We start from the raw sequence: 22,651 nt of genomic DNA on the forward strand, positions 1-22,651 counted from the left end.
TATCTTTTTATGAAAATTGCCGGAAGCATTTGCAAAAGTTACCTTTTGACACTCTAATCCTATTATACAAAAAACGCCCTTATCTTAAAAGATAAGGACGAATCAATCGTGGTACCACCTTGTTTTACCGACAGCTCACACTGCCGATCTCACAGAGCTCAATGCTTTAAGCCCCTGCACAGTAACGCGTGCCCACGTCGCAGTCTACTCACACATACATCTATTTCGTAAAAACTCTTTATCTCTTACTCTATATGCTTTCAATGCGCAGCTCCGGGATGTATTCGTAAATGTCGGTATCATGCGCCTCTCATCAGCCGGCTGCTTTCTGTTTTCTCCAACTTCCATTTACAGGAATATCACTTACTACTTGTTCCCTTCTATGCCTGTTTCATATCTGCTGAAATCTTATCCTATTATGTATGGTTTGTCAAGAGCGTATTTACACTATTTTATCTGCTCTTAGTTCCTCCAGCTTTCCTTCCAACACCTTTTCAATCGCATATGCTGCCCCATCCTCCTTATTAGACGGCGCACGATAAGGCGCTATGTCTTTTAACGATTCTACGGCATTTTCCATCGCTACACAGGCGCCAAAATTCATCGACAGCATGGAATAGTCATTCAGGCTGTCCCCCAGTACCATTACCTCGTCCATGCAATATCCCATACTCTCTATATACCATTTCAGCACAGGGCCTTTCTGTGCCTGTACACTGGTAATCTCTACATTGTCCAGCGATGACGCAGCCGAGGCAATGTCCGGTATACGCTCTACTTCCTTTTTAATATTTTCTATGATTTCAAGATTGGTAGAAAACAGAAAAATTTTATATATACTACGGTTAGATTTTAATATCTTCTCTTTATCTGGTATTACATTTGTAGTCTTTTTGTATTCTTCAAACACAGGGGTTTTTAAAATTTCCTCTTTCGTGCCATTTAAATGAAACGTCTGTATCTGTGCGACAAGAAAATCTTCCACCTCTTTCGCAGTGCCGATAACTCCGTCCAGTTCATCCGTAAATATATACGCCGCAATCCCTGCTTTTTCAGAAATCTCTAAAATCTTCGCCGCAGCCTCTTTCTCCATTGCAATCGTTTTGATAATCTTATCGGACGCATCCCTTACTTCTGATCCGCTGGTAACAATCTTGCCGCAGCGAATCCCAGCCGCCCCTAACACAAGCTCCGCCTCTTTGTAGCCTCTGCCAGTCGCGGCTATAAAGCAGATACCTTCTTCCTGTGCGCGCTTTACTGCCTTAATTGTTCTCTCTGATATTCTATGTTCTTCATTTAACAGCGTCCCGTCTAAATCGGACGCAATTACTTTAATCATCCTTGCAAACTCCTTTAAGCACTTCGGCTGCTTCTCTGATCTTTTCTGCATCTGTCTGCCAGATCTCATACTCACTGAAGCCTGGAATTCCCATGTTTACGCCTGTTCTTCTGAATTCCATGGCACTGTTCTTTACAACCTTTCCCGACATATGATAGGCTGTAATTTTTGTATAGGAAACTAATTTTCCAATCACATCCGGTGTAATTCCTGCACCTGCAAGAATTTCCACACGACCCTCACTTTTTTCTGCCAGTTCTTTTAGCAGCTTGCGGCCCTCCCATGCTGAATTTTTTTGTCCGCTTGTGAGAATCGTTCCAATCCCCAATTCCACAGCCTGCTCTAAAGCCATAAACGCATCCCGACACATATCGAATGCCCGATGTAAGGTAAATTCCAAGCCATGCGCTGCTTTGATGAGCCCTTGCATCTGCTCTACATTCAATGTACCGTCAGGGCACAAAATTCCCGTTACAATCGCGTCGGCCCCTAGTTCACGGTACATTTCTGCCTCTTCCCTCATCTGGGCAAGTTCATATTTATCATAACAAAAATCTCCAAACCGCGGACGAAGCAATACACGGATTTCTAAATCCGTGTAATACCTCACTTGCTGAAAAAGCGCCTTTCCCGGCGATGTTCCGCCAATGATTAAATTGCTGCACAATTCTATGCGCTCTGCCTTTGCTTTCTGTGCTTCTAAAGCAGACTGAACACTGTCCACACATACTTCCAGCGTGCATTTCATCTCTGTCTTTCCTTCCTCTTTAAGAAAACCGCACACTACCGCGTTTTGACAATGCCGCTTCGTCACATACAAGTATCGCATCCTTATGCAGCTGCAAAATGGATGCCGGAACCTGCGGTGTAATTTCTCCAAAGAACGCCTTTGCCACAATATCTGCCTTCGCCTCCCCATTTGCAACCAGCAGAACCTTCTTTGCCGCCATAATCGTGCCGATTCCCATTGTATATGCCTGTCTTGGGACGTCATCTGCGCAGGCAAAGAATCGTTTGTTTGCTTCGATTGTACTCTCAGTAAGATCTACGCAGTGTGTCTCCTTTTCAAAAATATCACAAGGTTCATTAAAACCAATATGTCCGTTATGGCCCAGTCCGAGAAGCTGCAAATCGATCCCGCCCAGAGAGCGAATCAACTCTTCATACCTTGCACATTCTTTCGCCGCGTCTGGCTCCATTCCATTGGGAACATTGGTGTTTTCTTCTTTGATATTTACACGGTCGAACAAATTTTTGTGCATAAAATAATAATAGCTCTGATCATTGGCATGATTAAGCCCCTTATACTCATCCAGATTCACTGTCTTAACCTGGGAAAAATCCAAGTCTTTGCTTTCATACAGTTCTGTCAGCCTGTCATACGTGCCAATCGGCGTAGAGCCTGTTGCCAGCCCCAAAACACAATCTGGCTTCAGAATAACCTGGGCAGCTATAATGTTCGCAGCGATCCTGCTCATTTCCTGGTAATCTTTTGCTTTGTAGATTTTCATTTTTAGATTCCTCCTCTATGCTGAGATTATTATGGAACGATTTACAAAGATGAAAAAACCAGATTTCCAGAATATAAAGAATCTTACTTTATTCCTCGAAAATCTGGTTTTGCCTCCATTCATAACAATCCAGTCCATTTAATTAGTTTCATACTATCAATTACCTGACAGATTGTCAAGTTTCAAATGCTCTTGCCTCCTTGTTTTTCTCCTTCCTGTAATATTTTTTAAAATTGTAAAAAGCCCCTAATATTCCTGCATTATTTCCATGTTTCGCAAACGCAATTTCTGTCTTTTCCAGTAAAATCGGCTTTAAATATTTTTGTATCTGTTTTTCTATAAGGGGCTTCAGAACCTCTTTTTGTTCCATTACCCCTCCACCTAGCACAACCATCTGTGGGTTCAGGACATAACAGATAGACGCAATTCCTTTCCCGAGTACTTCTGTCATTTCCTCAATTGCTCTAATACAGTCCTCATCCCCTTGCTTTGCATATTCAAAAATCTTAATTCCATTCCACTTTTCTGGTCTGCCATTCTTTTTGCCTGCTATCTTTTTACTCATAATGCTCCCAGCTCCCAGCGTCTGGAAATCACTTCCATCCATATACAGATACCCTACTTCACCTGCACAATTTCCATATCCGTGATAAACCTCTCCATCCAGAATCACACAACCTCCGATTCCTGTGCCGACTGTGAGGCATACGACACTTTTGCGTCCTACGGCAGCTCCGCTTACTACTTCTGCCAATCCCGCACAATTCACATCATTTTCCACTGCACATGGTATTTGAAACCGTTCTTCCATCTGCTTTTTAATCTCTGTGCCGGTATAACCAGGTATCAGTTCTCCTGCATACAGAATTTTTCCTTTTTCGCAGTCTACAATTCCTGCGGTAGACACACAGATTCCAGAAATCTTAAAATTTTCCTGTTCTTTTTCCGTTATCTTTACTATCTGTTCCAGAATTCCTTCGCCTTTTCCTGCCGTATTCGTCTGAACACTATCCTTTTTTATAATCTGCGCGTGTTCGTCTATTATACCATATTTCAGGGCTGTTCCTCCCACATCAATGCTTACATAATATTCTTTCATTTTTCTAATGCCCTTACAAATTCTTTCGTAATCTCCTGCGGTCTTGTAATTGCCGTTCCTACCACTACACTATATACACCAAGCCCCATCACTTTATGTACCTTCTCAGGGGTATTAATATTTCCCTCTGCGATAACTCTGTGTTTCACACGCTTTAATATTTCTCTGATCAAGAAAAAGTCATTTTGTTCTATTTTAATTCCTTTGCTTTGTTCTGTATATCCAACCAGGGTAGTCCCAATGAAGTCAAACCCTAATTCGTCCGCATACACTGCTTCCTCCAAAGTAGAGCAGTCTGCCATAAGAAGTTGTTCTGGATAATTGCTTCTAATTTCCTTATAAAACTCTTTCAGACCGATCCCGCCCGGCCGTATTCCTCCAGTAGCGTCTACGGCAATGATTTCCGGTTTTACTTCCATCAGTTCTCTAATTTCTTTCATAGTAGGCGTAATATATACATGACTGTCCTCATAATCTCTTTTTACAATTCCAATTACAGGCAGATCTACATTCTTTTTTATCTCGGCTATATCTTCTTTCGTATTTGCCCTGATTCCAGCAGCACCTCCTGCCATAGCCGCGAATGCCATCCTCCCCATAATAAAAGAAGAATGTAGTGGTTCTTCCGGAAGCGCCTGACAGGATACTATTAGTTTTCCTTTTATCGTCTCAACTGGTTTTCCCATAATCATACCCGCCTTTTTACTATTTTTTCAATTTCAGCGCTAAATTTATCATGGCTCGCCGCATCCATATGCATAAAATCTATCTGATTCATTGTACAGACAGGTCCCGCGTCCAGAAAATCACATCCACATTCCTCGGCACATTTTCTAAATTGATCTGCAAGTTCTGTCGATTTAGCGCTGCATTTTCCCATTTCCCCTGCTACCTTTGACTGCTCACACTGCGGAGCAATGGGAGCCGGAGCAACAATAAGAATCTTTGCTTTTTCTCTCCACGCCGGTGTCGCCGCCGCTTTACATACTAGTCTTTTCATTCCGTCTGCTATATTTTTGGATGTTGCACAGAAGCGTTCTTTACAATCATTTGTCCCCAGCATAATAATCATATAATCAAGAGGCGCCTGTGACATTAGACAGGGATATAGAAATGACAGTGCACTCATCCCTTCATTCAGTGGGTCTTCAAACACTGTTGTCCTTCCGCTTAATCCTTCTTCTATTACAGCGTATTCACTCCCCAGACGTGCAGCAAGCTTGCCTGTCCATCTTACTTCTTCTGGAAAACGCCCGTCTGTCACAGCATCATATCCCCATGTATTCGAATCTCCAAAACACAATACTCTTTTCTTCATCTCCTATACCTAACCTTTCACTGCTCCCATCGCAAGTCCCTGAACAAAATTTTTCTGAAGCACCCACACAAGAATTAAAACCGGTACAAGTGTAATTACTGCTGTAGCGGCCATTGGCCCCCATTCCAAGCCCCGATCTGTGATAAATCCTGCAATGACGACCGGAAGTGTCTTTGATTTATTGATGCTCAAAATAACAGCAAATAAAAATTCATTCCACGCTCCTACAAACGCAAGAATCGCAGAGGCAATAATTCCCGGTTTGGTAAGGGGGAAAATAATCAGAAAAAAGCGTTTGGTAAACCCACATCCATCCAGCATAGCCGATTCTTCCAGCTCCAAAGGAAGTTGTTCGAAAAATCCCATCATAAGCCAGATTACAAGCGGCAGATTAAAACTAGTATTCATAATAATCAATGCTGTCTTTGTATCGATCAGATGCAGGCTTCTCATAACCAGATAAACTGGTATAGCTGTAGCAATCGCCGGATACATTTTCTGTACCATGAACCATAGTCCGAACCATTTTCTCGCTCTGTTTCCAATGCTTCCGCGCGCAACTGCATAAGCCGCCATACTTCCAAATATAACAGATATAATCGTTGAGCCGCCCGCCACAATCAATGTATTCATAAAATGCTGCAAAAGCTGGTTCTTTCCGAAAATTTCCTGATAACTATCCAGTGTAAATATACTGGGAAATAAGACCGGAGGGTTGGACAAATACTCTCCTTCTATTTTAAAAGAGCTTGTTATGAGCCAATAGAGAGGAAACACAATCAGAATCAAAGAAATCCCAATGAGGATAACCCGCACCGGTTTCCCCGCAAAATTTCCAATAATGTTGTCTGTAGTCGGTGCTTTGTGTTTCATTTTCTTCATATCTGCGCCTCCATCCTATCTCTCATTTTCAAAAATCCTACAGTTACCAACGTCATAATTACTACAAATACAATCGCCAGAGCCGCAGAATATCCTGCGTCAAAAAATTTCAGTCCCTGCTTATAAATATAGTTCGGAAGCATTTCTGTAGCATTTCCTGGACCGCCGTTTGTCATAACATACACTGTGTCAAATACTTTAAATGCATCTACAAAGCGCAGCATCACAACAATAGTAAGAAGCGGGGCTATGTAAGGAAGTACAATTTTCCGGAAGATTACACCGTTAGACGCTCCGTCCACACTTGCTGCTTCCAGGCTGTCCTGAGGCAGCGCTTTTAGTCCTGCTGCGCAGATAATCGTCACCCATGGAGCCAGCTGCCACACATTGACCAAGATAACCGCTATCATCGCCGTTTTCGTGCTGCTTAACCAGGTAATGCTTGGTATTCCCAGAAAGCTTAAAAGATAGTTGATAACTCCCGTTGTAGAATCCAGCATCATGCGCCAGAGAGTACCGACAGCTACAGGAGCCATAATCATTGGGATCAAGAAGATCGAAGTGATAATTCTCGCCCACATTTTATCTGAGCAAAGCGCCATAGCAACAAAAAGTCCCACCAATACCTCCAGTGTCACAGAAACTACCGCAAATAATAATGTATTTAATGTACTGACATGGAGCGCTTCATCTGTAAGCATTCTGATATAGTTCGAAAGTCCTACAAATTCCGGAACCGCATTGGGGAGATTCAGCTTCATCTTAAAAAAGCTCAAATATACTGAATAAAGTAATGGGAGCAGCGCCGTTACTCCCAGAAAAATCATTGTCGGAGTCAAAAAAAGCCAGGATGCCGCTTTATCACTTTTGCTTTTTCTGATATTCTTCTGCACATGTTTTTTCCTGTTTGCCATACCTTTCTTCCTTTCCATACAGGGCTGTCATATGACAGCCCTGCTCTGAATCTCTTTTAAAGATTATAGTTCTTCGTTCCTTCCTCCGGCGGCGCGTTCTTCAATGCTGCCTCCATGCCCTCTTCCATTTTTGAAACCGCTTCTTCCAACTCAATCTGTCCGGACATATATTGGCTCACTACTGTATTTAACATTGTATCTACCTCTGTAGATGCCGGAATTCTCCACCACATATTTGCAGTATCAAGCGCTTCTCTTACTGTATCCATATATGTACCTTTGATGCCGTCCTGTTCCCAGAATGCTTCCCGTGGTGAGAGAATACCATATTCTTCGTAAAATTGATTTTGTTTTTCTTCGCTTGTATACATCTTTATCCATTCCCATGCAAGCTCCTGATTTTTAGATGCCGCCGGAATAGATACATCCCAGGCACTCAGAAGTGTTGTTCCTGTCTCATCATGTGGAATTACATCAAGCGCCCATTTTCCTACAACCTTTGACTGACTTTCATCATCCGCCGCCTGTGTCAGTCCCAGTGTTGGCCAAGTCTCGCATATCGCCGCATTTCCGTCGAGGAATGCCTTGATAGATTCTTCTGTTCCCCATGACAAAATCGATGGATCTGCGTAATCCTGAATTTCCTTCAAATGTTTCAGGGCCTCTCTCGTCGCGTCGGAATCAATCGTTACATTCCAGTCCTCATCTGCCCAGGCGCCTCCCATAGACCACAGTACATAGTCAAATGTACCTCCAAGCTGACCGGTTGTTGCGGATACGGATATACCATACATACCTTCTTCTTTATTTGTCAAAGATTTCGCCACTTCCCGATATTCCTCCCATGTATCTGGAATCCCTTCAGGCAAAAGGTCTGTACGATAAGCAAAGAGCTGCGGAGTACATGCATTCGGTATTCCTGTCGTCACTCCCTGCCATACACCACAGTTTTCAAGCACTTTTTCAATAAAAACATCTGTGCTGTAATCATCCTTATCCATAAATTCCTGAAGATCTGTCATATATGGTGCAAATTCCCCGTCCCACTGGCTTGCTACATCTATGACATCATAGGAGCCCGTACCACTTGTCAGATCCAGTAATGCTTTTTCATGTAATGTTGCATATGGAAAGTCTACAACCTCCACAGCAGCTCCCGTCTGTTCTTCAAACTCATCTACCATGCTATTTGCCGCATCTGCATATACACCTGACATATACAGTACGGTAAGCTTTTCTCCAGCATATGGCTTATCTCCATCTGCACTGGACGACTTTTTCTCTTCACCGCCCCCGCAGCCCGCCAGCATGCCAGCCGCTAAAGACATACACAAAAGTACACTTACCATTTTCTTTTTCATTTCTACACATCCTCCTTTATAAAATTTTACGTCAGAATATTTTTTGAAAATTTTTTCTTTTTTATCAAATTATAATTTGATAAATTTTCAAAAAATATTTTTTCTGAAATAAGATTATCATTTTTATTTTCAGTTGTCAACACGTATTTTGTGTGTTTTTTATATTTTATCAGTTGATTTATGATTTAAATTATGATATTTTTACAATAAATAAAAAAAGAATTTTTTTCTTTTTTATTCTATTTTATTTAATTAATGACATTTAATCGGTCTGTACGTATCCTCTTTTTTCTTCTTAGTTCCGGTTAAATTGACAGTCATTTTTCCCCTATGTTACAATGTAAAGAAAAGCGAGGTGTCTCTATGGCTACAACTACCCTGATGACGGAAATCACAAGCAGATATTCAAAAATGACCAAGGCTGAAAAAAAAGTTGCGGATTTTGTTCTTTCCTCTCCCCAGGCTGCGCTGAACGCCACAATCACAGATTTGTCCAGGCTCTGCCACGTAGGTGAGACCAGTGTATTCCGTTTCTGCCGTACCTTATCTCTCAAGGGATACCAAGATTTCAAGCTTTCTCTTGCACTTAGTACATCCAGTCCTGAAACCAGCTTTAAAAAAGAGACAATCGATGTCGCTGCTACTCCAAATTGCCGCGAAACTGCTGCAAACGTAAAGCGTGCATATATTCTCGCCCTTGAACAGACCTTCGAGACTTTAAACTTCAGTTCAGTTTCCCGAGCTGTAAATTTGATTTTGAGTGCACGCACAATCAATCTCTTTGGATTTGGCGGTTCAGGCACCAGTGCAAACGAAGCAAAAAACAAGTTTATGAAAATTCTTCCTAACTTCATTTATAATTCAGATGCTCATATACAACTGACACAGGCAGCATTATTATCTCCGGAAGATATCGCTATTATTTTCTGCAATTCCGGCATTACGAAGGACTGTATTGAAATTGCACACATTTGTCATTCCTCCAAAGTTCCTGTTATTTTTATCACTCAGTTTTTAAAAACTCCTGCCGCACAGTATTCAGACGTCCTGCTTTTATGCGGCGCAAATGAAGGCCCAATGGAAGGAGGTTCCATCGCAAATAAAACTGCACAGTTATTTTTAGTTGACATTCTTTATGCAGAAGTCTATAAAAAATTAGGAAATCGTGCGATTGAAAACAAAAAGAAAACCTCTCGCGTGATAACAGAAAAAATGATGTGAGTTGAATATAAAATTAACGAAGCAACAAGCAGTGCGAAAAGAAGCGCAGCGGAATTGAGCTGGCACTGTGGAAGGTGGTAAAGAATGGTACGCAAAAAGAGAAGGCAGCGCAACGCAGGTCAGGGCTCCACTTAAAATTCCCTGCTTATGCACTGCTTTCTCTTTTTGCTTACGTTCTTCCCCAATTAAATTCACATTTCAGACAGAACAGAACCGGCTTCACGCTGCTACAGACTTCTAGCCAGAAGTTTTTCCTTCGTCTACAGGGAAGTGGTGCCCTAATAAAAGAAACCGGCTTCATGTTGTTATAGCCCTCTAATTAGAAGTATCTATACTACTTCCGATTGGAAATGCATAGCAACGTAAAGCCTTTTTTCGCCTGGAACTATAAACCTAAGCTGCGAAAGTGTGAGTGTGAAAGAGATACTTTGCGTGAGTGAGGAATTCCGGCGAAGCCCTGACGAACGTTGCAATACACTCCCTCTTGCGCGATCGTTTTAGTCAGCTTCCACTGTGATAGGTTATTTCTTTTAAAATGAGTCCCTGCGGAGGCGCAGTCCCCCCCGCTGCCTGCCTATCCTGCGCCTTAAGTATCTCTTCTACCTTTTGGGGAGTATAATATCCTCTCCCTACGCGCAGAAGCGTTCCGACAATGATCCGCACCATATTATAGAGAAACCCGTTTCCTCTGATGCGGATAATCCATTCACATTCGTTTTGCTCTATTGTAAGTTCATAGATTCTGCGCACTGTATTTTCAACATTTGTCCGCACATTACAAAAGCTGGCAAAGTCATGCTCACCGATCAGATAGGCTGCTGCCTGCCGCATTTTGTCTAAATTCAGCTTATATGATACAAAACAGGTCGTAAGTCTCCGAGTCGGATCTGGAACCTCTGCATTCCATATGTGGTATTCATACGTTTTCTCACAGTCGCAGTACCGCGGATGCCAGTCTGCCGGTACTTCCTCTGACTTGACTATCACAATATCCTCTGGAAGTTTTTGATTCACAGCGTACGCGATCCTTACAGGAGGAATACTGGTGTCTGTATCAAATACCGCTACATTGCCTAATGCATGTACGCCAGAATCTGTCCTGCTGGCTCCAATTACCCGTATATCTTCTTTTAAAACATGCGACAGCCTTTTATTGAGCACTTCTTCTATCGTAATTCCATTTGGCTGTATCTGCCATCCACAATAGTTTGTCCCGTCATACGCAACGGTCAATTTAATTCTTTTCATACCGTTTCCTTTCGCCTTCTATTCTGTAATTGCTATTTCCTTTTTTAACACTGTCAAAAATTTTTCAGCAGCTTTAGAAAACACCTGCTGTTTTTTCCAGACAATGTCTAACTGTGATTCTAACCGCGGTGTAAGAGGTTTGAAACATAAGTTACTGCTTTCTGATGTATTCACCAGCTTGTCCAGGCATAATGCATACCCAAATCCCTCATCAACCATAAGAGAAGCATTATAGACTAGATTATATGTAGCAACAATATTGAATTGTTCATAATTTTGTCCACTCCAACCAGATATTTCATTGCGTACTAACGCCTGTCTGGAAGTAATAAGGGGAATTTCCTTTAAATCCTCCGGTACAATTTTTTCTTTTTTCGCGTAAGGACTGTCTTTTCTCATAAGAAGCCCCCAGCAATCTCTCACCGGCAGCTTAATGTAATTATACTTTTCTATATCGGCAGGTTCTATCAAAATCCCAAAATCAAGTACCCCTTTATCCAATTTTTCTGTTACGTCATCCGCGTTTCCACTAAACAGATGATACCGAATATGAGGATACATTTTTTGTAGATTTTGGGCAGCTTTGGCAATCAAACGCATAGCGTCTGTCTCTCCGCCGCCAATGTAAATATCCCCGTTAATCATCTCATCTGCCGCAACAAGCTCTGATTCCGTTTTGTCAACCAAGGCAATAATTTCCTCTGCGCGTTTACGCAATAGCATCCCTTCATTCGTTAAAGTAATTTTGTGGTTGCGCCTTCCGCGGTTTAAGAGCCTCACTCCCAGCTCCTCTTCTAATTCCATAAGCTGCCGCGAAAGTGTCGGCTGCGTAATATGCAGATATTGGGCTGCCTTAGAGATACTTTCTTCTCTTGACACAGCAAGAAAATACCGTAAGATACGAACTTCCATATATCCTATCCCCTTATTTTTACTAGTGAAATTATACGTTTTAATTATATGCCTGTCAAGCATATAATCTTATTTTATATAGGTATTTGATACTTTTACAGACAGATTATATACTATAAAGAAATCAGATACATAAGGAGAAATTATATGGATTTAAATGATTTTTTAGAACATCTGAATTGTGGAAAATCGGTGATTGGCAATTCAGAGCTGCACGAGTTTATGCACAAGGTCAGCAGCGAAGCAATGCAGATTACCTCCCGATTAAATGGATGTTACCATGAACCGGAAGAAATAAGAGCCCTGTTTTCAGAGCTGATTGGAAAACCAGTTGACCCGTCTTTCCGATTATTTCCGCCGTTTTATTCTGATTGCGGGAAAAATATCACAGTCGGCAAAAATGTTTTTATCAATTCAGGATGCCATTTTCAAGACCAGGGAGGCATCACGATTGGAGACGGCACATTGATTGGTCACTGTGTTGTACTTGCAACATTAAATCACGATTTCTCACCGTCCAAACGGGGCACTTTGCACCCAGCTCCCATCGTTATTGGTAAAAATGTCTGGATAGGGGCAAACGCAACGATTGTTCCAGGCGTAACGATTGGGAATGGTTCCATTATTGCCGCAGGCGCAGTTGTTGCAAAAGATGTGCCAGAAAATGTTGTTGTAGGCGGAGTACCCGCCAAAATAATAAAAACAGTTGTTACGGAGGATCTGCAATGAGTAAAAAGGTATTGATTATTTCTACCAGTCCCAGAAAAAATGGAAATTCTGAAATTTTAGCAGATGCATTTACACGTGGAGCAAAAGAGGCAGGAAATATCGTAGAAAAAATTTCTCTATATGATAAAACAATCGGTTTTTGTAAAGGATGTCTTTCCTGTCAAAAAACACAGCGTTGTATTATCCGCGATGATGTAAATGAGATTATTAAGAAAATGTTTTTGGCCGATGTAATCGTATTTGCTACGCCTGTCTATTTTTATGAAATGTGCGGACAGATGAAAACTCTGCTTGACCGTTCTAATCCACTCTTTCCATCTAACTATATGTTTAGAGATCTATACCTGTTAGCTACTGCCGCGGACACTGAAGAAACTGCTATGGACGGAGTTATCAAGGGATTACAGGGCTGGATCGATTGTTTTGAAAAAGTCCGCCTTGCCGGAACCATCTTCGCCGGCGGCGTTGGAGCAATCAGAGAAATCAAAGGACACACAGCATTAAAAAATGCCTATGATATGGGCAGGAAGATCCGCTAAGGAGGAAATGAAAAATGAACGAACATTTAAAGCTAGTCGAACAATGGGACAAAACCTTCCCAATAAGCAATAAGGTCCATCACCATAAAGCAACATTCCACAATCGCTATGGCATCACTTTAGCAGCCGATTTATATGCCCCAAAGGATATAAAAGGAACATTACCTGCTATTGCTGTCTGCGGTCCGTTTGGGGCGGTAAAGGAGCAGGCTGCCGGACTGTATGCACAGGAAATGGCGGAAAGAGGATTTTTTACAATCGCTTTCGATCCGTCCTTCACCGGAGAAAGCGGCGGTTCTCCCCGATATATGGCTTCACCGGACATCAATACAGAGGACTTCCAGGCGGCAGTAGATTTTCTGTCTGTTCAAGAAAATGTGAACCCCGAAAAAATCGGTCTTATCGGTATATGCGGCTGGGGCGGAATGGCATTAAACGCAGCCGCAATCGACACACGTGTTAAAGCAACCGCCACTATAACTATGTACGATATGAGTCGGGTAAATGCGAATGGATATTTCGATACAGAAGATAGCGAAGCGGCTCGCTATAAAAAGAAAAAGACATGGAATACGCAGAGGAGTATCGACTATAAAAACGGGGAGTATGCAAGAGGAGGCGGAGTTGTCGACCCCTTGCCGGAGGATGCGCCATTTTTTGTGAAAGACTATTACGATTATTATAAAACAAGCAGAGGGTATCACGAACGCTCGCTTAATTCTAATGACGGCTGGAATATAACAGGCACAATGTCTTTTATGAATATGCCCATCTTACAGTATGCAAGCGAAATCCGCAGTGCAGTGCTTATTGTGCATGGCGAGAAAGCGCACTCGTGCTATTTCAGCAAAGATGCTTTCTCGAAACTAAAAGGGCATAATAAAGAACTACTGTTGATTCCAAATGCTGTTCATACAGATTTATACGACCGGACAGACATAATTCCATTTGACACGCTGACCACCTTTTTTCAGAAGTGGCTGTAACGCGCACCTGTCAGAATATCCAGATAGAAAAAGGAACAAAACGTCCGACACAAAAGACTGCTGCCAGATAGACAAGCACAATGACATAGGCCACCCTGTCCCTGCCATGATACACAAGCGGCTTCATCTTTGTTCTGCCTTCACCGCCACGGTAGCACCGCGCCTCCATCGCCATAGCCAGGTCATTCGCCCGCCTGAATGCCGACACAAATAACGGCACCAAAATCGGCACCATCGCCTTTGCTCTCTGTAAAATATTTCCACTCTCCAGATCAGCGCCCCTGGCAATCTGCGCTTTCATAATCTTGTCTGTCTCTTCCAGCAGAATCGGGATAAATCGAAGTGCGATAGACATCATCATTGCCACTTCATGTACCGGTACTTTGATTTTATTCAAAGGATAGAGAAGCTTTTCAATTCCGTCTGTCAATGCATTCGGCGTCGTAGTAAACGTCATAATGGAGGAACCGGCGACCAGGTACATCAGGCGGATTGCCATAAACACAGACACCCTAAGTCCATTCTCCGTTATCTGAAAGATCCAGAAGGACACAAGCGTTTCCCCTCCTTTATTTAAAAACAAATTCATCACAACCGTAAATAAAAGCAAAATTAGAATTGGCTTCAATCCCTTGACAATGAATTTCAAAGGCACCTTGCTCAGATGTATGACCGTCCCCAAAAAAGCGGTGGCAATCACATAGCCAAGGAGACTATTTTGAACAAATAAAGAAACCAAAAACAACAGGGTACAAACAATCTTTGCCCTTGGATCTAAACGGTGTATTACACTTTTGGCCGGATAATATTGTCCTATAGTAATATCCCTAATCATTGTCTCTCCCTCTTTAAGCTGTTTATAATTTCCTCTGCCGCCTCTTCCACTGTAGTTACATCTGTACTCACCTGGAATCCCCGCTTTTTTAAGTCATGCATGATATAGGTTACCTGAGGCGCGCAAAGGCCTACCTGCTCCAGCTCCTGATAGTGAGAAAACACCTCTTTCGGTGAGCCGTCCAACATTTTTTCTCCTTGATTCATCACAATAATCCGTTCTACATACTTCGCAATGTCTTCCATGCTGTGAGAAACCAATATAACGGTCATTCCCGTCTTTTTGTGCAGGCTTTCAATCTGATCCAATATCTCGTCCCTGCCCTTTGGATCCAATCCCGCCGTCGGCTCATCCAGCACAAGTACCTTCGGATGCATCGCCAGAACTCCCGCAATCGCCACACGGCGCTTCTGCCCTCCAGACAATTCAAAAGGAGACTGTCCGTAACATTCTTCGGAAAGTCCTACCAGATGCAGCGCTTCTACAGCTTTTTTCTTGCACTCTTCTGGAGAAAGCCCTTGATTTTTAGGCCCAAAGCAGACATCACTTAAAACATCTACCTCAAACAACTGGTGTTCCGGATACTGAAACACCAGCCCTACCTGGCTGCGCAGTTTCTTCAAATCGTATCCTTCCTCATAGATATTCTTTCCCTCATAGTACAGTCTGCCGGAGGTTGCTTTCACCAGACCGTTTAAGTGTTGAATGAGTGTAGATTTCCCAGACCCAGTGTGGCCGATAATACCTGCAAACTGTCCATTGGGAATTTCCAGATTGACATTTTTCAGCGCATGCTGTTCATAGGCTGTCCCCGGACTATATACATAACAGATCTCTTCTAATTTAATCGACATAATGCCTCCACCAGCTCTTCTTTCCTTAATATTCCTTTCGGCAATGCAATCCCTCGCTTACGCAGCATTTCTGCCAGCATCGTCACTTGGGGCACGTCCATCCTAATTTCTTTTAGCCGGTCAACCTGACTGAATACTTCCCTCGGAGTCCCATGCATCACAATATGGCCTCCATCCATCACAAATACCTCATCTGCGTCAATTACTTCTTCCATATAATGCGTAATCAGAATGACCGTTACATTTTTTTCCTTCCTTAACCTTTCTACTGTACGGATCACTTCTTTTCTTCCGTTTGGATCCAACATGGCGGTCGGTTCATCCAGCACAATACATTTTGGCTCCATGGCAATCACCCCTGCGATTGCTACTCTTTGCTTCTGTCCTCCAGAAAGCTTATTTGGAGAATGACTCCTGTATTTTATCATACCGACGGCCTTTAAGCTGTCCTCCACTCTCTGCCAGATTTCCTCTGAAGGCACACCTAAATTTTCAGGGCCAAACCCTACATCCTCTTCCACAACCGTACCGATAATCTGGTTGTCTGGATTCTGGAACACCATACCCGCGCTCTGGCGTACATTCCACAGCTCCTTTGGATCTTTTGTGTCCTTACCATCCACCCACACCGTACCTCCTGTCGGTACCAGTATCGCATTCAGATGCTTGGCAAGAGTAGACTTTCCAGAACCGTTATGCCCCAGAATCGCGACAAAGGAACCTTCAGAAATCCGCAGATCAATTCCATCGACTGCTCTGTTTAGACCTGTCACATTCCCATCTTCATCTCGTTTTTCATATTCATATACAAGCTTTTTCGCTTCTATCATTTCCATCGGCTTTTATCTCCAAAGATTACACCAAATATTCTTATATCGTTCTCTATTGTACCGTCTCTTCTTTTTCTTTGCAAGGCTTCCTGTAAGTCAGCCAGATTCCCGCACTGACAAGAACCAGGGCGGCAATATTCTGGATAGACACGATCTGTTCTCCCAAAAACATTGCTGAAAATAACACCCCGAATATCGGAATCGTAAATCCGTATATTGCAACCTGTCCCACCGGATTATATTTCAAAAGGAGCGTCCATATGCTAAAGGCGCCCGTAGAAAGCAAAGCCATGTATAGCATCAGGCACAGACTCTTAAATCCGCCGCCACTTACTTCTCCTCCTAAGACCAGTCCTATGAGGATCAAAACAAAGCCTCCAAGCAAGGTCTGATATGCGGTAATTGTCATAGCGCTTTCTCTGTCAGAAATTAATTTCAGCAGTACCGTACTGATCCCGTATGCCATACTGCACAGCAGCACCATTCCCTCCCCCATCATGTGAAACCCACCGGAAAGTGCCCCGGGCGTAAGGTTAATCACAATAACTCCAAATAGACCAAACAGGCACCCCATTGTTTTAGACCAAGTCATCTTTTCATTTTTCACGATAAAATGCGCCGCAATAATAGAAAAAAACGCATTTGAACCATTGATGATAGAGCCTTTTGTCCCAGTAGTGTGCGCAAGCCCTACATAGAAACATACATACTGTATTGTCGTCTGAAGAAGCCCCTGGCGCAGAATATAAGGAAAAGAGGAGCGTTTCATTGTCAAAATCCGCTTCTCCAGTATACATCCTATCAGAAATGTAAAAATGCCAGACAGGAAAAACCGATACCCTGCAAAGAGAATCTGACTCCCCACCCCTTCTATTTCAAACCATTCATACCCTATCTTAATACAAGGAAAAGCACTTCCCCAAAGAGCGCAGCAAAAAAGCGCCAGCAGGCATACACCTGCCGGCTGTGTCAGCTTTTTTCTCATTGTTTTTCTCCGTAAAAGTTACGCTTTCTGCGGTTCGTCATACTCCGTACCGAACGTCTCTACTGTTACTTTTTTCATTCTCTGTGTCTCTAACGGCTTATCATTGTAATCTGTTGCCGTATCTGCTATTTTATTTACCACGTCCATGCCTTCTGTTATCCTGCCAAATGCCGCGTATGCTCCGTCAAGGTGCGGAGATTTCTTATGCATAATAAAAAACTGTGACCCCGCGGAATCTGGGTGCATCGCACGCGCCATAGAAAGTACCCCCTCATCATGGAGCAAATCATTTGCAAAGCCATTCTGAGAAAACTCTCCTTTGATTGTATATCCTGGGCCGCCCATACCGGTTCCGTCCGGACAGCCTCCCTGAATCATAAAGCCACTGATTACACGGTGAAAAATCAATCCGTCATAAAACCCTTTGTTTACCAGGGAAATAAAGTTTTTCACTGTATTCGGCGCGATTTCCGGATACAATTCTGCTTTCATAATATCTCCATTTTCCATTTCAAATGTCACTACTGGAATTGCCATATTCTTTTCCTCTTTTCTTTCATATATACTGCACATATTGTAACGAATTTCCCTTCTTTCGTCAATAAAATCCAATCATTCCGCCTTTTTCTTCCCATCCCGTATTCCACAGCTCCTGTAGTAGAAGCATGCTCTTCTGCCCGTATGTAGCTACTGCGATCCACATCCTATCATCCCGTATTTCGTACCCATAGCACAAAAACCAATGCCATTCAAAATCTTTATACCTCGCGTCCTGATGCCGCAGCATTAAATAGGGTACCGGATACCCCCGATCAATCTGCTGCTTGATGTAATGTTCCGCTTCTTTATCAGAACGTTCTCCTTCAAACGCTTCCATGTGCAACGTTTTGTTGCCTACATCTTTTAAATATGCCGCATATCCTTCTATAAACATGGAAGGCTTCTTCACTCCACCCACTCTTGGCTTTAAATAGGGTTTCATTTTCATCGCAAAGCGCACATACTCCTCCTTTGTAAGATGGTGTATATCAAACGGGTATAAGTTTGTCCACCCTTTATGTAAAGCGAAATAAATGCTGCTGTCACATGCTGTCGCCGCGGCGCATCCTCCCATATACATAACTACATTGTGAAACCATGCCTGACTGCCTCCGACTGCCCCGTCTATCGTAAAATATTCCAACACCTTTTCCATCCTATTTTTTTGCACCTCTTCCTCCTGTTATTTTCCTTTTAAACCGCCTGCGTTTTTGCGCGCCGATACTATGCTTGTATAAAATACCACTCCAAGTATAATGCCTCCTCCAATCAACTCTCTCGCTGTCGGCGCTTCCTTTAAAAACAGAAACGCTGCCACAATGCCGTAAACCGACTCCAAACCGGATACAATTCCTGCTGTCTGGACTTTTACATATTTCAGGCTTTCAATGTACAATGTATGCGCCACTGCCGTAAATAAAACTCCCAGCAAAAGCAAAAGTAAAAATTCCTTTCCCTGCGCCTTCTCCTTGCTGAAGAATAACACTGGAAGCAGAAGGATACTCGCCGTCGCCTGTTCATAAAACGCCGTCAGTATGCTGGAATACTTCTCCATACATTTTCGGTTCATCAAAGAAAGTACCGCATAGCTTAAGCTCCCTGCCATCCCCCAGAGAATTCCCTGCGTCATAGAATTTCCAAGCTCAAATCGAGGTACAATGATCCCCACTCCCGCAAGCATCACTACCGCTGACAGTACACTTCCTACTCTCAATTTTTCTTTAAATAGTATCGGTTCTAAAAACGTTACAAAAAGCGGAAATGTAGAAAATGTCAGTGTTCCCACTGCAACTGTGGCACTTTGTATAGACTGCATAAAAGTCGTCCAGTGTACAGCAAGCACAGCTCCTGCCGCAATCAAAAATAAATAATCCTTTCTGCATCTCAATTTTAAACTGTCTTTTTTCACTTTTAAAAGAATCAGAAGAAAAAGACATGAAAACAGAACACGCCACAATACAATCACTATGGAGGGAAGATGCAGCCATTTTGCAAACAGTCCTGCAAGTCCCATAAGAAGCACTGCTGTATGTAAGGTAATCAATCCGGTCTTTTCTCTTGTCATTTCTTATTCCTTCTTATATTCAGATTCCAAATGTATCTTATAGACATTCCCGCCAGGGAAATTCCCCCATAGGCCAATATATAAACGCTTGCCGTTTCATTATAATAAACAGGCACACAACAACCGAAAAACAACATATGTATCACTGGATATTCCCACTTATATTCTTTCTTTTTTCCTGAACTGAGACTACTTAAAAACGCAACAGCTGGCAGAAATATAAGAAAATAGCACATCCAGCTTCCTGTATCTTTCAAAAATACTGGAGGTATGAAATAACAGAACGCGCATACTGTAATCCAAATCGCCGTTCCTATCCATTCTTTTTTCTTCGGCATATCTGGGATTTTCTGTTCCTTTCTTAATTTTTTCTCCCATGCCAGAAGCACACAGACACAGGCTAAAAAAGCACCCGTACGCACCAAACCTGTTCCCTGCGCCAAAACTGCAGCTGCTGAAAATATCGTGATACAGATAAATGCATAACCCATGGCAAAAAACATACGTACTTGCATGAAATTCCTCCTTCAGAAAAGAAATTTACCAAGTAGGACAATAGATTCTGTAAAAAGAATAACATAGAGGAATGACCTATGTAAATATATGATAAAAAGCGTATGAAACCTTACGCCTCATACGCCTTCGTATTCAATAATGCTTTTTTAACTAATATAAACTCTGATTGATCCTTTTCAACTCTTCTCTAGATAATAACACATAGCTAGTCGCAAGTACTGGCTGAAGTTCATCATACACTTCATTTGCGAACTCATCTATTTCATCTTCTTTCATCCCGAAATCCCGGAGCTTTTTGACCGGCCATATTTGATTTAGCAACTCCTTAAGTTTTAAAAGTGTTCTCTCTTTTCTACACTTAAGTATTTCTGACAGTATATCGCACAATTTGCTTATTTTTCCCTCTGCATTCTTTTCATAATATTTATCCAGGACAGCACAGAAAAACTGATAGTTACTTTCCCCATGTGCTACATGGTATCTACCACTTAGCGGAAAAGCAAGAGCATGTACTGCGCCACATCCTGCATTGCCAAAAGATATTCCCGCATAATTACTTGCTCTTAAAATATCTGACTCCCACTTCTGCCTGCTTTCCTCTCCTTCCGCCGCTATTTTGTCAAACGCTTTTATAAGCAGTCTTATTGCATCAACTGCAAACAAATCAGTATAGGCATTTGATTTCGGTGACAAGAATGATTCCACTGCATGAACCAGTGCATCGATAGAACTATAGGCGAAAAAGCGATATGGTAAAGTATGGATACACTGTGGGATTAAAACTGCTTTGTCCGCATAGAACGCATCAAATGCCATTCTAACTTTTGTTTGTTTCTTTATAGATGAAATAATACAAGATCTTGTAACCTCACTTCCTGTTCCACAGGTAGTTGGTATAATAATCAATTCCTTTTCTTTTATAATTTTAGACGAGTCTAAAAAAATTTCTTCTGCGCAGCGAAATGCCTTTAAAGCCAACAATTTTGCTATGTCTATCACTGTGCCCCCACCTACTGCAATAACTCTGCGATACTTCAGACTATGAGCTTTTTCTAGTACCGCATCAACCATTACGTCTGATGGTTCTCCTTCTCCGAAATCTTCCTGAAAAATCACTTGACACTCTAAATGAAAAGGTGCAATAAAAGGAGTATAAATAAATCTCTGCGTCAGTATTAAGTCATCCTTTTGTATCGGAAAATCTTTTATAAATCCACCAAAGTCGGCATATTCATATATTTCCGGCGCTATTTTAAACTTTCCCATAATTGTCTCCTTCTTCTTTCCTGGTATTCCTTTATCCTTCAATATTTCGATTTCTAAGTGAAATCTTTTTTACAGTCTCTATGTATGATTCTGGTATCTCCTTTTTTTCTTTTCCAGATGCAAGAAGTATCAAATACTGTTCGCTCGTCCTTTCGATATTATCACTAGCAATCATCGCGTTTTCCATAGATATTCCAACTCCGATTGTCCCATGGTTTTCCATAAGCACTCCTGCACTTGTACCTATTGTTCCCTTTACATTTTCTGCAAGTTCCAGAGAACCCGCGGGGGCAAACGGTGCAACCGGCACTTCACCGCCTAAATAAGATATACTTTCTACATCTATAATCGGTAATTTTATTACTCCTTTAATGGAACTTACCAGAGTACCATATTTCGAATGGGAATGTACAATCGCCTTTACCTCCGGTCTCATTTCAAATATATAGCGGTGCATCACCGCCTCCACAGACGGCTTATACTTTCCCTCTACTATATTCCCTTCCATATCCAGAAGGCATAAATCCTCTTTTTTAAGTGTTGCATAAGAACGCGAGGAAGGTGTAATCACAAACATTTCCTTGTCTTGTACACGGGCACTTATATTCCCGGCAGTACCGAGTGCATATCCTTTTTCAACCATCGTCCTTACACCCCACATCACATCCTGTTTCGCCTGTTCAACTGTATCATACATAGTCTTTTACCTCCCATCTTCTCATCAATTTTTTTCTTACTGTCTCCAGAGATTCTGTCTTTGCTTCCTGTAAAAATTTTTTATCCTGTGCTGTATTTAATATTGCTTTCAGCATGTCAATCTGGGCATCTCCTGACTTTAACGCCATACAGAATACAAACTGTGCAGGCACCTCATTTTCCGGGCTTTCCATATTCCGAAATAAAACAGGATCTTTCAGTCTTATTACACAAATTGCCGGAACTATTACATGGATAGAATCGGTATGAGGTATCGCAACCGGCACTTCTGTCATTAAGCCTGTCGGATAAATCTTTTCCCGTTCCATGCACCCTTGTAAAAAAGATTCCTTTACAAAATGCCTGTCATGAAGTTCTTTATATGCCGCCCGAACCGCCTCTTCCCATGACCCGGGATTATCCTCAATTATTAATATTTCGTTTATCATTTCTTCTTCCTCCGTCTTGTCAATGCGCTCTACAATATCCTCATAATTTTCCATTTA

General features: G+C 42.1%; 26 protein-coding genes. 4 read left to right on the forward strand and 22 right to left on the reverse strand.

The window, feature by feature from the left end:
- Positions 1–442: 442 nt before the first annotated feature.
- The 9 genes from H8S37_RS08195 to H8S37_RS08235 all read right to left on the reverse strand — a co-directional run bounded on the left by H8S37_RS08195 (position 443) and on the right by H8S37_RS08235 (position 8,424).
- Entirely contained in the window at positions 443–1,339 is an 897-nt protein-coding gene (locus H8S37_RS08195) for a Cof-type HAD-IIB family hydrolase (protein ID WP_186875487.1), read from the reverse strand.
- A complete protein-coding gene (locus tag H8S37_RS08200) occupies positions 1,332–2,087 on the reverse strand; it encodes a copper homeostasis protein CutC (RefSeq protein ID WP_186875488.1) in 756 nt (251 codons plus the stop codon). The genes H8S37_RS08195 and H8S37_RS08200 overlap by 8 nt, the downstream gene beginning before the upstream one ends.
- Before the next feature lie 19 nt (positions 2,088–2,106).
- Complete coding sequence (nagB, locus tag H8S37_RS08205; protein WP_186875489.1) at positions 2,107–2,850, reverse strand: glucosamine-6-phosphate deaminase; 744 nt, start codon at positions 2,848–2,850, stop codon at positions 2,107–2,109.
- Positions 2,851–3,025: 175 nt separating this feature from the next.
- Entirely contained in the window at positions 3,026–3,949 is a 924-nt protein-coding gene (locus H8S37_RS08210; protein WP_186875490.1) for an ROK family protein, read from the reverse strand.
- A complete protein-coding gene (locus H8S37_RS08215; RefSeq protein ID WP_186875491.1) occupies positions 3,946–4,635 on the reverse strand; it encodes an N-acetylmannosamine-6-phosphate 2-epimerase in 690 nt (229 codons plus the stop codon). Before H8S37_RS08215 ends, H8S37_RS08210 begins: the two co-directional genes overlap by 4 nt.
- Before the next feature lie 2 nt (positions 4,636–4,637).
- Positions 4,638–5,267, reverse strand: coding sequence for an SGNH/GDSL hydrolase family protein (locus H8S37_RS08220; protein ID WP_186875492.1), 630 nt, complete (start codon positions 5,265–5,267; stop codon positions 4,638–4,640).
- A gap of 9 nt (positions 5,268–5,276) precedes the next feature.
- Positions 5,277–6,149 carry a carbohydrate ABC transporter permease gene (locus H8S37_RS08225; protein WP_186875493.1) on the reverse strand — a complete coding sequence of 291 codons (873 nt, stop codon included), beginning with the start codon at positions 6,147–6,149 and terminating at the stop codon, positions 5,277–5,279.
- Positions 6,146–7,063 (reverse strand): carbohydrate ABC transporter permease, encoded by a 918-nt coding sequence (locus H8S37_RS08230; RefSeq protein WP_186875494.1) that lies wholly within the window; start codon positions 7,061–7,063, stop codon positions 6,146–6,148. Before H8S37_RS08230 ends, H8S37_RS08225 begins: the two co-directional genes overlap by 4 nt.
- Before the next feature lie 56 nt (positions 7,064–7,119).
- Positions 7,120–8,424 carry an ABC transporter substrate-binding protein gene (locus tag H8S37_RS08235; RefSeq protein WP_186875495.1) on the reverse strand — a complete coding sequence of 435 codons (1,305 nt, stop codon included), beginning with the start codon at positions 8,422–8,424 and terminating at the stop codon, positions 7,120–7,122.
- Between the two features lie 363 nt (positions 8,425–8,787).
- Between H8S37_RS08235 and H8S37_RS08240 the strand changes: the two genes are divergently transcribed.
- Positions 8,788–9,645, forward strand: a complete 858-nt coding sequence (locus tag H8S37_RS08240) for a MurR/RpiR family transcriptional regulator (protein WP_186875496.1) — start codon at positions 8,788–8,790, stop codon at positions 9,643–9,645.
- Between the two features lie 501 nt (positions 9,646–10,146).
- On the opposite strand, the gene truA is transcribed toward H8S37_RS08240, so the two are convergent.
- Together truA and H8S37_RS08250 are read right to left on the reverse strand one after the other, a co-directional pair.
- On the reverse strand, positions 10,147–10,893 hold the full coding sequence (gene truA / locus H8S37_RS08245) for a tRNA pseudouridine(38-40) synthase TruA (protein ID WP_186875497.1): 747 nt from the start codon (positions 10,891–10,893) through the stop codon (positions 10,147–10,149).
- 18 nt (positions 10,894–10,911) lie between these two features.
- Positions 10,912–11,805, reverse strand: coding sequence for a LysR family transcriptional regulator (locus tag H8S37_RS08250; protein ID WP_186875498.1), 894 nt, complete (start codon positions 11,803–11,805; stop codon positions 10,912–10,914).
- Positions 11,806–11,952: 147 nt separating this feature from the next.
- Between H8S37_RS08250 and H8S37_RS08255 the strand changes: the two genes are divergently transcribed.
- From H8S37_RS08255 to H8S37_RS08265, 3 genes are read left to right on the forward strand one after another with little or no spacing between them, the layout of a single operon-like run.
- Positions 11,953–12,534, forward strand: coding sequence for a sugar O-acetyltransferase (locus tag H8S37_RS08255; protein ID WP_186875499.1), 582 nt, complete (start codon positions 11,953–11,955; stop codon positions 12,532–12,534).
- Positions 12,531–13,073 (forward strand): flavodoxin family protein, encoded by a 543-nt coding sequence (locus H8S37_RS08260; RefSeq protein WP_186875500.1) that lies wholly within the window; start codon positions 12,531–12,533, stop codon positions 13,071–13,073. The genes H8S37_RS08255 and H8S37_RS08260 overlap by 4 nt, the downstream gene beginning before the upstream one ends.
- Positions 13,074–13,087: 14 nt before the next feature.
- Entirely contained in the window at positions 13,088–14,059 is a 972-nt protein-coding gene (locus H8S37_RS08265; protein WP_186875501.1) for an alpha/beta hydrolase, read from the forward strand.
- 10 nt (positions 14,060–14,069) lie between these two features.
- On the opposite strand, the gene H8S37_RS08270 is transcribed toward H8S37_RS08265, so the two are convergent.
- From H8S37_RS08270 to H8S37_RS08320, 11 genes are all read right to left on the reverse strand, one after another.
- Positions 14,070–14,894 carry an energy-coupling factor transporter transmembrane component T family protein gene (locus tag H8S37_RS08270; protein ID WP_186875502.1) on the reverse strand — a complete coding sequence of 275 codons (825 nt, stop codon included), beginning with the start codon at positions 14,892–14,894 and terminating at the stop codon, positions 14,070–14,072.
- A complete protein-coding gene (locus tag H8S37_RS08275; protein ID WP_186875503.1) occupies positions 14,891–15,748 on the reverse strand; it encodes an energy-coupling factor transporter ATPase in 858 nt (285 codons plus the stop codon). The genes H8S37_RS08270 and H8S37_RS08275 overlap by 4 nt, the downstream gene beginning before the upstream one ends.
- On the reverse strand, positions 15,733–16,584 hold the full coding sequence (locus H8S37_RS08280; protein WP_186875504.1) for an energy-coupling factor transporter ATPase: 852 nt from the start codon (positions 16,582–16,584) through the stop codon (positions 15,733–15,735). Before H8S37_RS08280 ends, H8S37_RS08275 begins: the two co-directional genes overlap by 16 nt.
- A 46-nt stretch (positions 16,585–16,630) precedes the next feature.
- A complete protein-coding gene (locus tag H8S37_RS08285) occupies positions 16,631–17,563 on the reverse strand; it encodes a DMT family transporter (protein ID WP_186875505.1) in 933 nt (310 codons plus the stop codon).
- Between the two features lie 18 nt (positions 17,564–17,581).
- Positions 17,582–18,100: a peptidylprolyl isomerase gene (locus H8S37_RS08290; protein WP_186875506.1), complete on the reverse strand. Its 519-nt coding sequence runs from the start codon at positions 18,098–18,100 to the stop codon at positions 17,582–17,584.
- Between the two features lie 61 nt (positions 18,101–18,161).
- On the reverse strand, positions 18,162–18,773 hold the full coding sequence (locus H8S37_RS08295; RefSeq protein WP_330604884.1) for a hypothetical protein: 612 nt from the start codon (positions 18,771–18,773) through the stop codon (positions 18,162–18,164).
- A gap of 12 nt (positions 18,774–18,785) precedes the next feature.
- Positions 18,786–19,667 carry a DMT family transporter gene (locus tag H8S37_RS08300; protein WP_186875507.1) on the reverse strand — a complete coding sequence of 294 codons (882 nt, stop codon included), beginning with the start codon at positions 19,665–19,667 and terminating at the stop codon, positions 18,786–18,788.
- Entirely contained in the window at positions 19,664–20,182 is a 519-nt protein-coding gene (locus H8S37_RS08305) for a hypothetical protein (RefSeq protein WP_186875508.1), read from the reverse strand. The genes H8S37_RS08300 and H8S37_RS08305 overlap by 4 nt, the downstream gene beginning before the upstream one ends.
- Before the next feature lie 151 nt (positions 20,183–20,333).
- A complete protein-coding gene (locus tag H8S37_RS08310; protein ID WP_186875509.1) occupies positions 20,334–21,449 on the reverse strand; it encodes an iron-containing alcohol dehydrogenase in 1,116 nt (371 codons plus the stop codon).
- Between the two features lie 31 nt (positions 21,450–21,480).
- Complete coding sequence (locus H8S37_RS08315) at positions 21,481–22,146, reverse strand: class II aldolase/adducin family protein (protein ID WP_186875510.1); 666 nt, start codon at positions 22,144–22,146, stop codon at positions 21,481–21,483.
- Entirely contained in the window at positions 22,139–22,648 is a 510-nt protein-coding gene (locus H8S37_RS08320; protein ID WP_243207090.1) for a PTS sugar transporter subunit IIA, read from the reverse strand. The genes H8S37_RS08315 and H8S37_RS08320 overlap by 8 nt, the downstream gene beginning before the upstream one ends.
- Positions 22,649–22,651 lie beyond the last annotated feature (3 nt).

This window comes from Mediterraneibacter hominis, from assembly GCF_014287475.1.
GTDB lineage: Bacteria > Bacillota > Clostridia > Lachnospirales > Lachnospiraceae > Mediterraneibacter > Mediterraneibacter hominis.

Excerpts from the sequence above, each read along its gene's own strand:
- H8S37_RS08235 (WP_186875495.1), bottom strand. The coding sequence starts at position 8,424 with ATGAAAAAGAAAATGGTAAGTGTACTTTTGTGTATGTCTTTAGCGGCT.
- H8S37_RS08315 (WP_186875510.1), bottom strand. The coding sequence starts at position 22,146 with ATGTATGATACAGTTGAACAGGCGAAACAGGATGTGATGTGGGGTGTA.
- H8S37_RS08275 (WP_186875503.1), bottom strand. The coding sequence starts at position 15,748 with ATGTCGATTAAATTAGAAGAGATCTGTTATGTATATAGTCCGGGGACA.
- H8S37_RS08215 (WP_186875491.1), bottom strand. The coding sequence starts at position 4,635 with ATGGGAAAACCAGTTGAGACGATAAAAGGAAAACTAATAGTATCCTGT.
- H8S37_RS08200 (WP_186875488.1), bottom strand. The coding sequence starts at position 2,087 with ATGAAATGCACGCTGGAAGTATGTGTGGACAGTGTTCAGTCTGCTTTA.
- H8S37_RS08260 (WP_186875500.1), top strand. The coding sequence starts at position 12,531 with ATGAGTAAAAAGGTATTGATTATTTCTACCAGTCCCAGAAAAAATGGA.
- H8S37_RS08310 (WP_186875509.1), bottom strand. The coding sequence starts at position 21,449 with ATGGGAAAGTTTAAAATAGCGCCGGAAATATATGAATATGCCGACTTT.
- H8S37_RS08250 (WP_186875498.1), bottom strand. The coding sequence starts at position 11,805 with ATGGAAGTTCGTATCTTACGGTATTTTCTTGCTGTGTCAAGAGAAGAA.
- H8S37_RS08195 (WP_186875487.1), bottom strand. The coding sequence starts at position 1,339 with ATGATTAAAGTAATTGCGTCCGATTTAGACGGGACGCTGTTAAATGAA.
- H8S37_RS08230 (WP_186875494.1), bottom strand. The coding sequence starts at position 7,063 with ATGGCAAACAGGAAAAAACATGTGCAGAAGAATATCAGAAAAAGCAAA.
- nagB (WP_186875489.1), bottom strand. The coding sequence starts at position 2,850 with ATGAAAATCTACAAAGCAAAAGATTACCAGGAAATGAGCAGGATCGCT.
- H8S37_RS08290 (WP_186875506.1), bottom strand. The coding sequence starts at position 18,100 with ATGGCAATTCCAGTAGTGACATTTGAAATGGAAAATGGAGATATTATG.
- H8S37_RS08320 (WP_243207090.1), bottom strand. The coding sequence starts at position 22,648 with ATGGAAAATTATGAGGATATTGTAGAGCGCATTGACAAGACGGAGGAA.
- H8S37_RS08240 (WP_186875496.1), top strand. The coding sequence starts at position 8,788 with ATGGCTACAACTACCCTGATGACGGAAATCACAAGCAGATATTCAAAA.
- H8S37_RS08265 (WP_186875501.1), top strand. The coding sequence starts at position 13,088 with ATGAACGAACATTTAAAGCTAGTCGAACAATGGGACAAAACCTTCCCA.
- H8S37_RS08270 (WP_186875502.1), bottom strand. The coding sequence starts at position 14,894 with ATGATTAGGGATATTACTATAGGACAATATTATCCGGCCAAAAGTGTA.
- H8S37_RS08280 (WP_186875504.1), bottom strand. The coding sequence starts at position 16,584 with ATGGAAATGATAGAAGCGAAAAAGCTTGTATATGAATATGAAAAACGA.
- H8S37_RS08305 (WP_186875508.1), bottom strand. The coding sequence starts at position 20,182 with ATGCAAGTACGTATGTTTTTTGCCATGGGTTATGCATTTATCTGTATC.
- H8S37_RS08225 (WP_186875493.1), bottom strand. The coding sequence starts at position 6,149 with ATGAAGAAAATGAAACACAAAGCACCGACTACAGACAACATTATTGGA.
- H8S37_RS08300 (WP_186875507.1), bottom strand. The coding sequence starts at position 19,667 with ATGACAAGAGAAAAGACCGGATTGATTACCTTACATACAGCAGTGCTT.
- H8S37_RS08210 (WP_186875490.1), bottom strand. The coding sequence starts at position 3,949 with ATGAAAGAATATTATGTAAGCATTGATGTGGGAGGAACAGCCCTGAAA.
- H8S37_RS08220 (WP_186875492.1), bottom strand. The coding sequence starts at position 5,267 with ATGAAGAAAAGAGTATTGTGTTTTGGAGATTCGAATACATGGGGATAT.
- H8S37_RS08285 (WP_186875505.1), bottom strand. The coding sequence starts at position 17,563 with ATGAGAAAAAAGCTGACACAGCCGGCAGGTGTATGCCTGCTGGCGCTT.
- H8S37_RS08255 (WP_186875499.1), top strand. The coding sequence starts at position 11,953 with ATGGATTTAAATGATTTTTTAGAACATCTGAATTGTGGAAAATCGGTG.
- truA (WP_186875497.1), bottom strand. The coding sequence starts at position 10,893 with ATGAAAAGAATTAAATTGACCGTTGCGTATGACGGGACAAACTATTGT.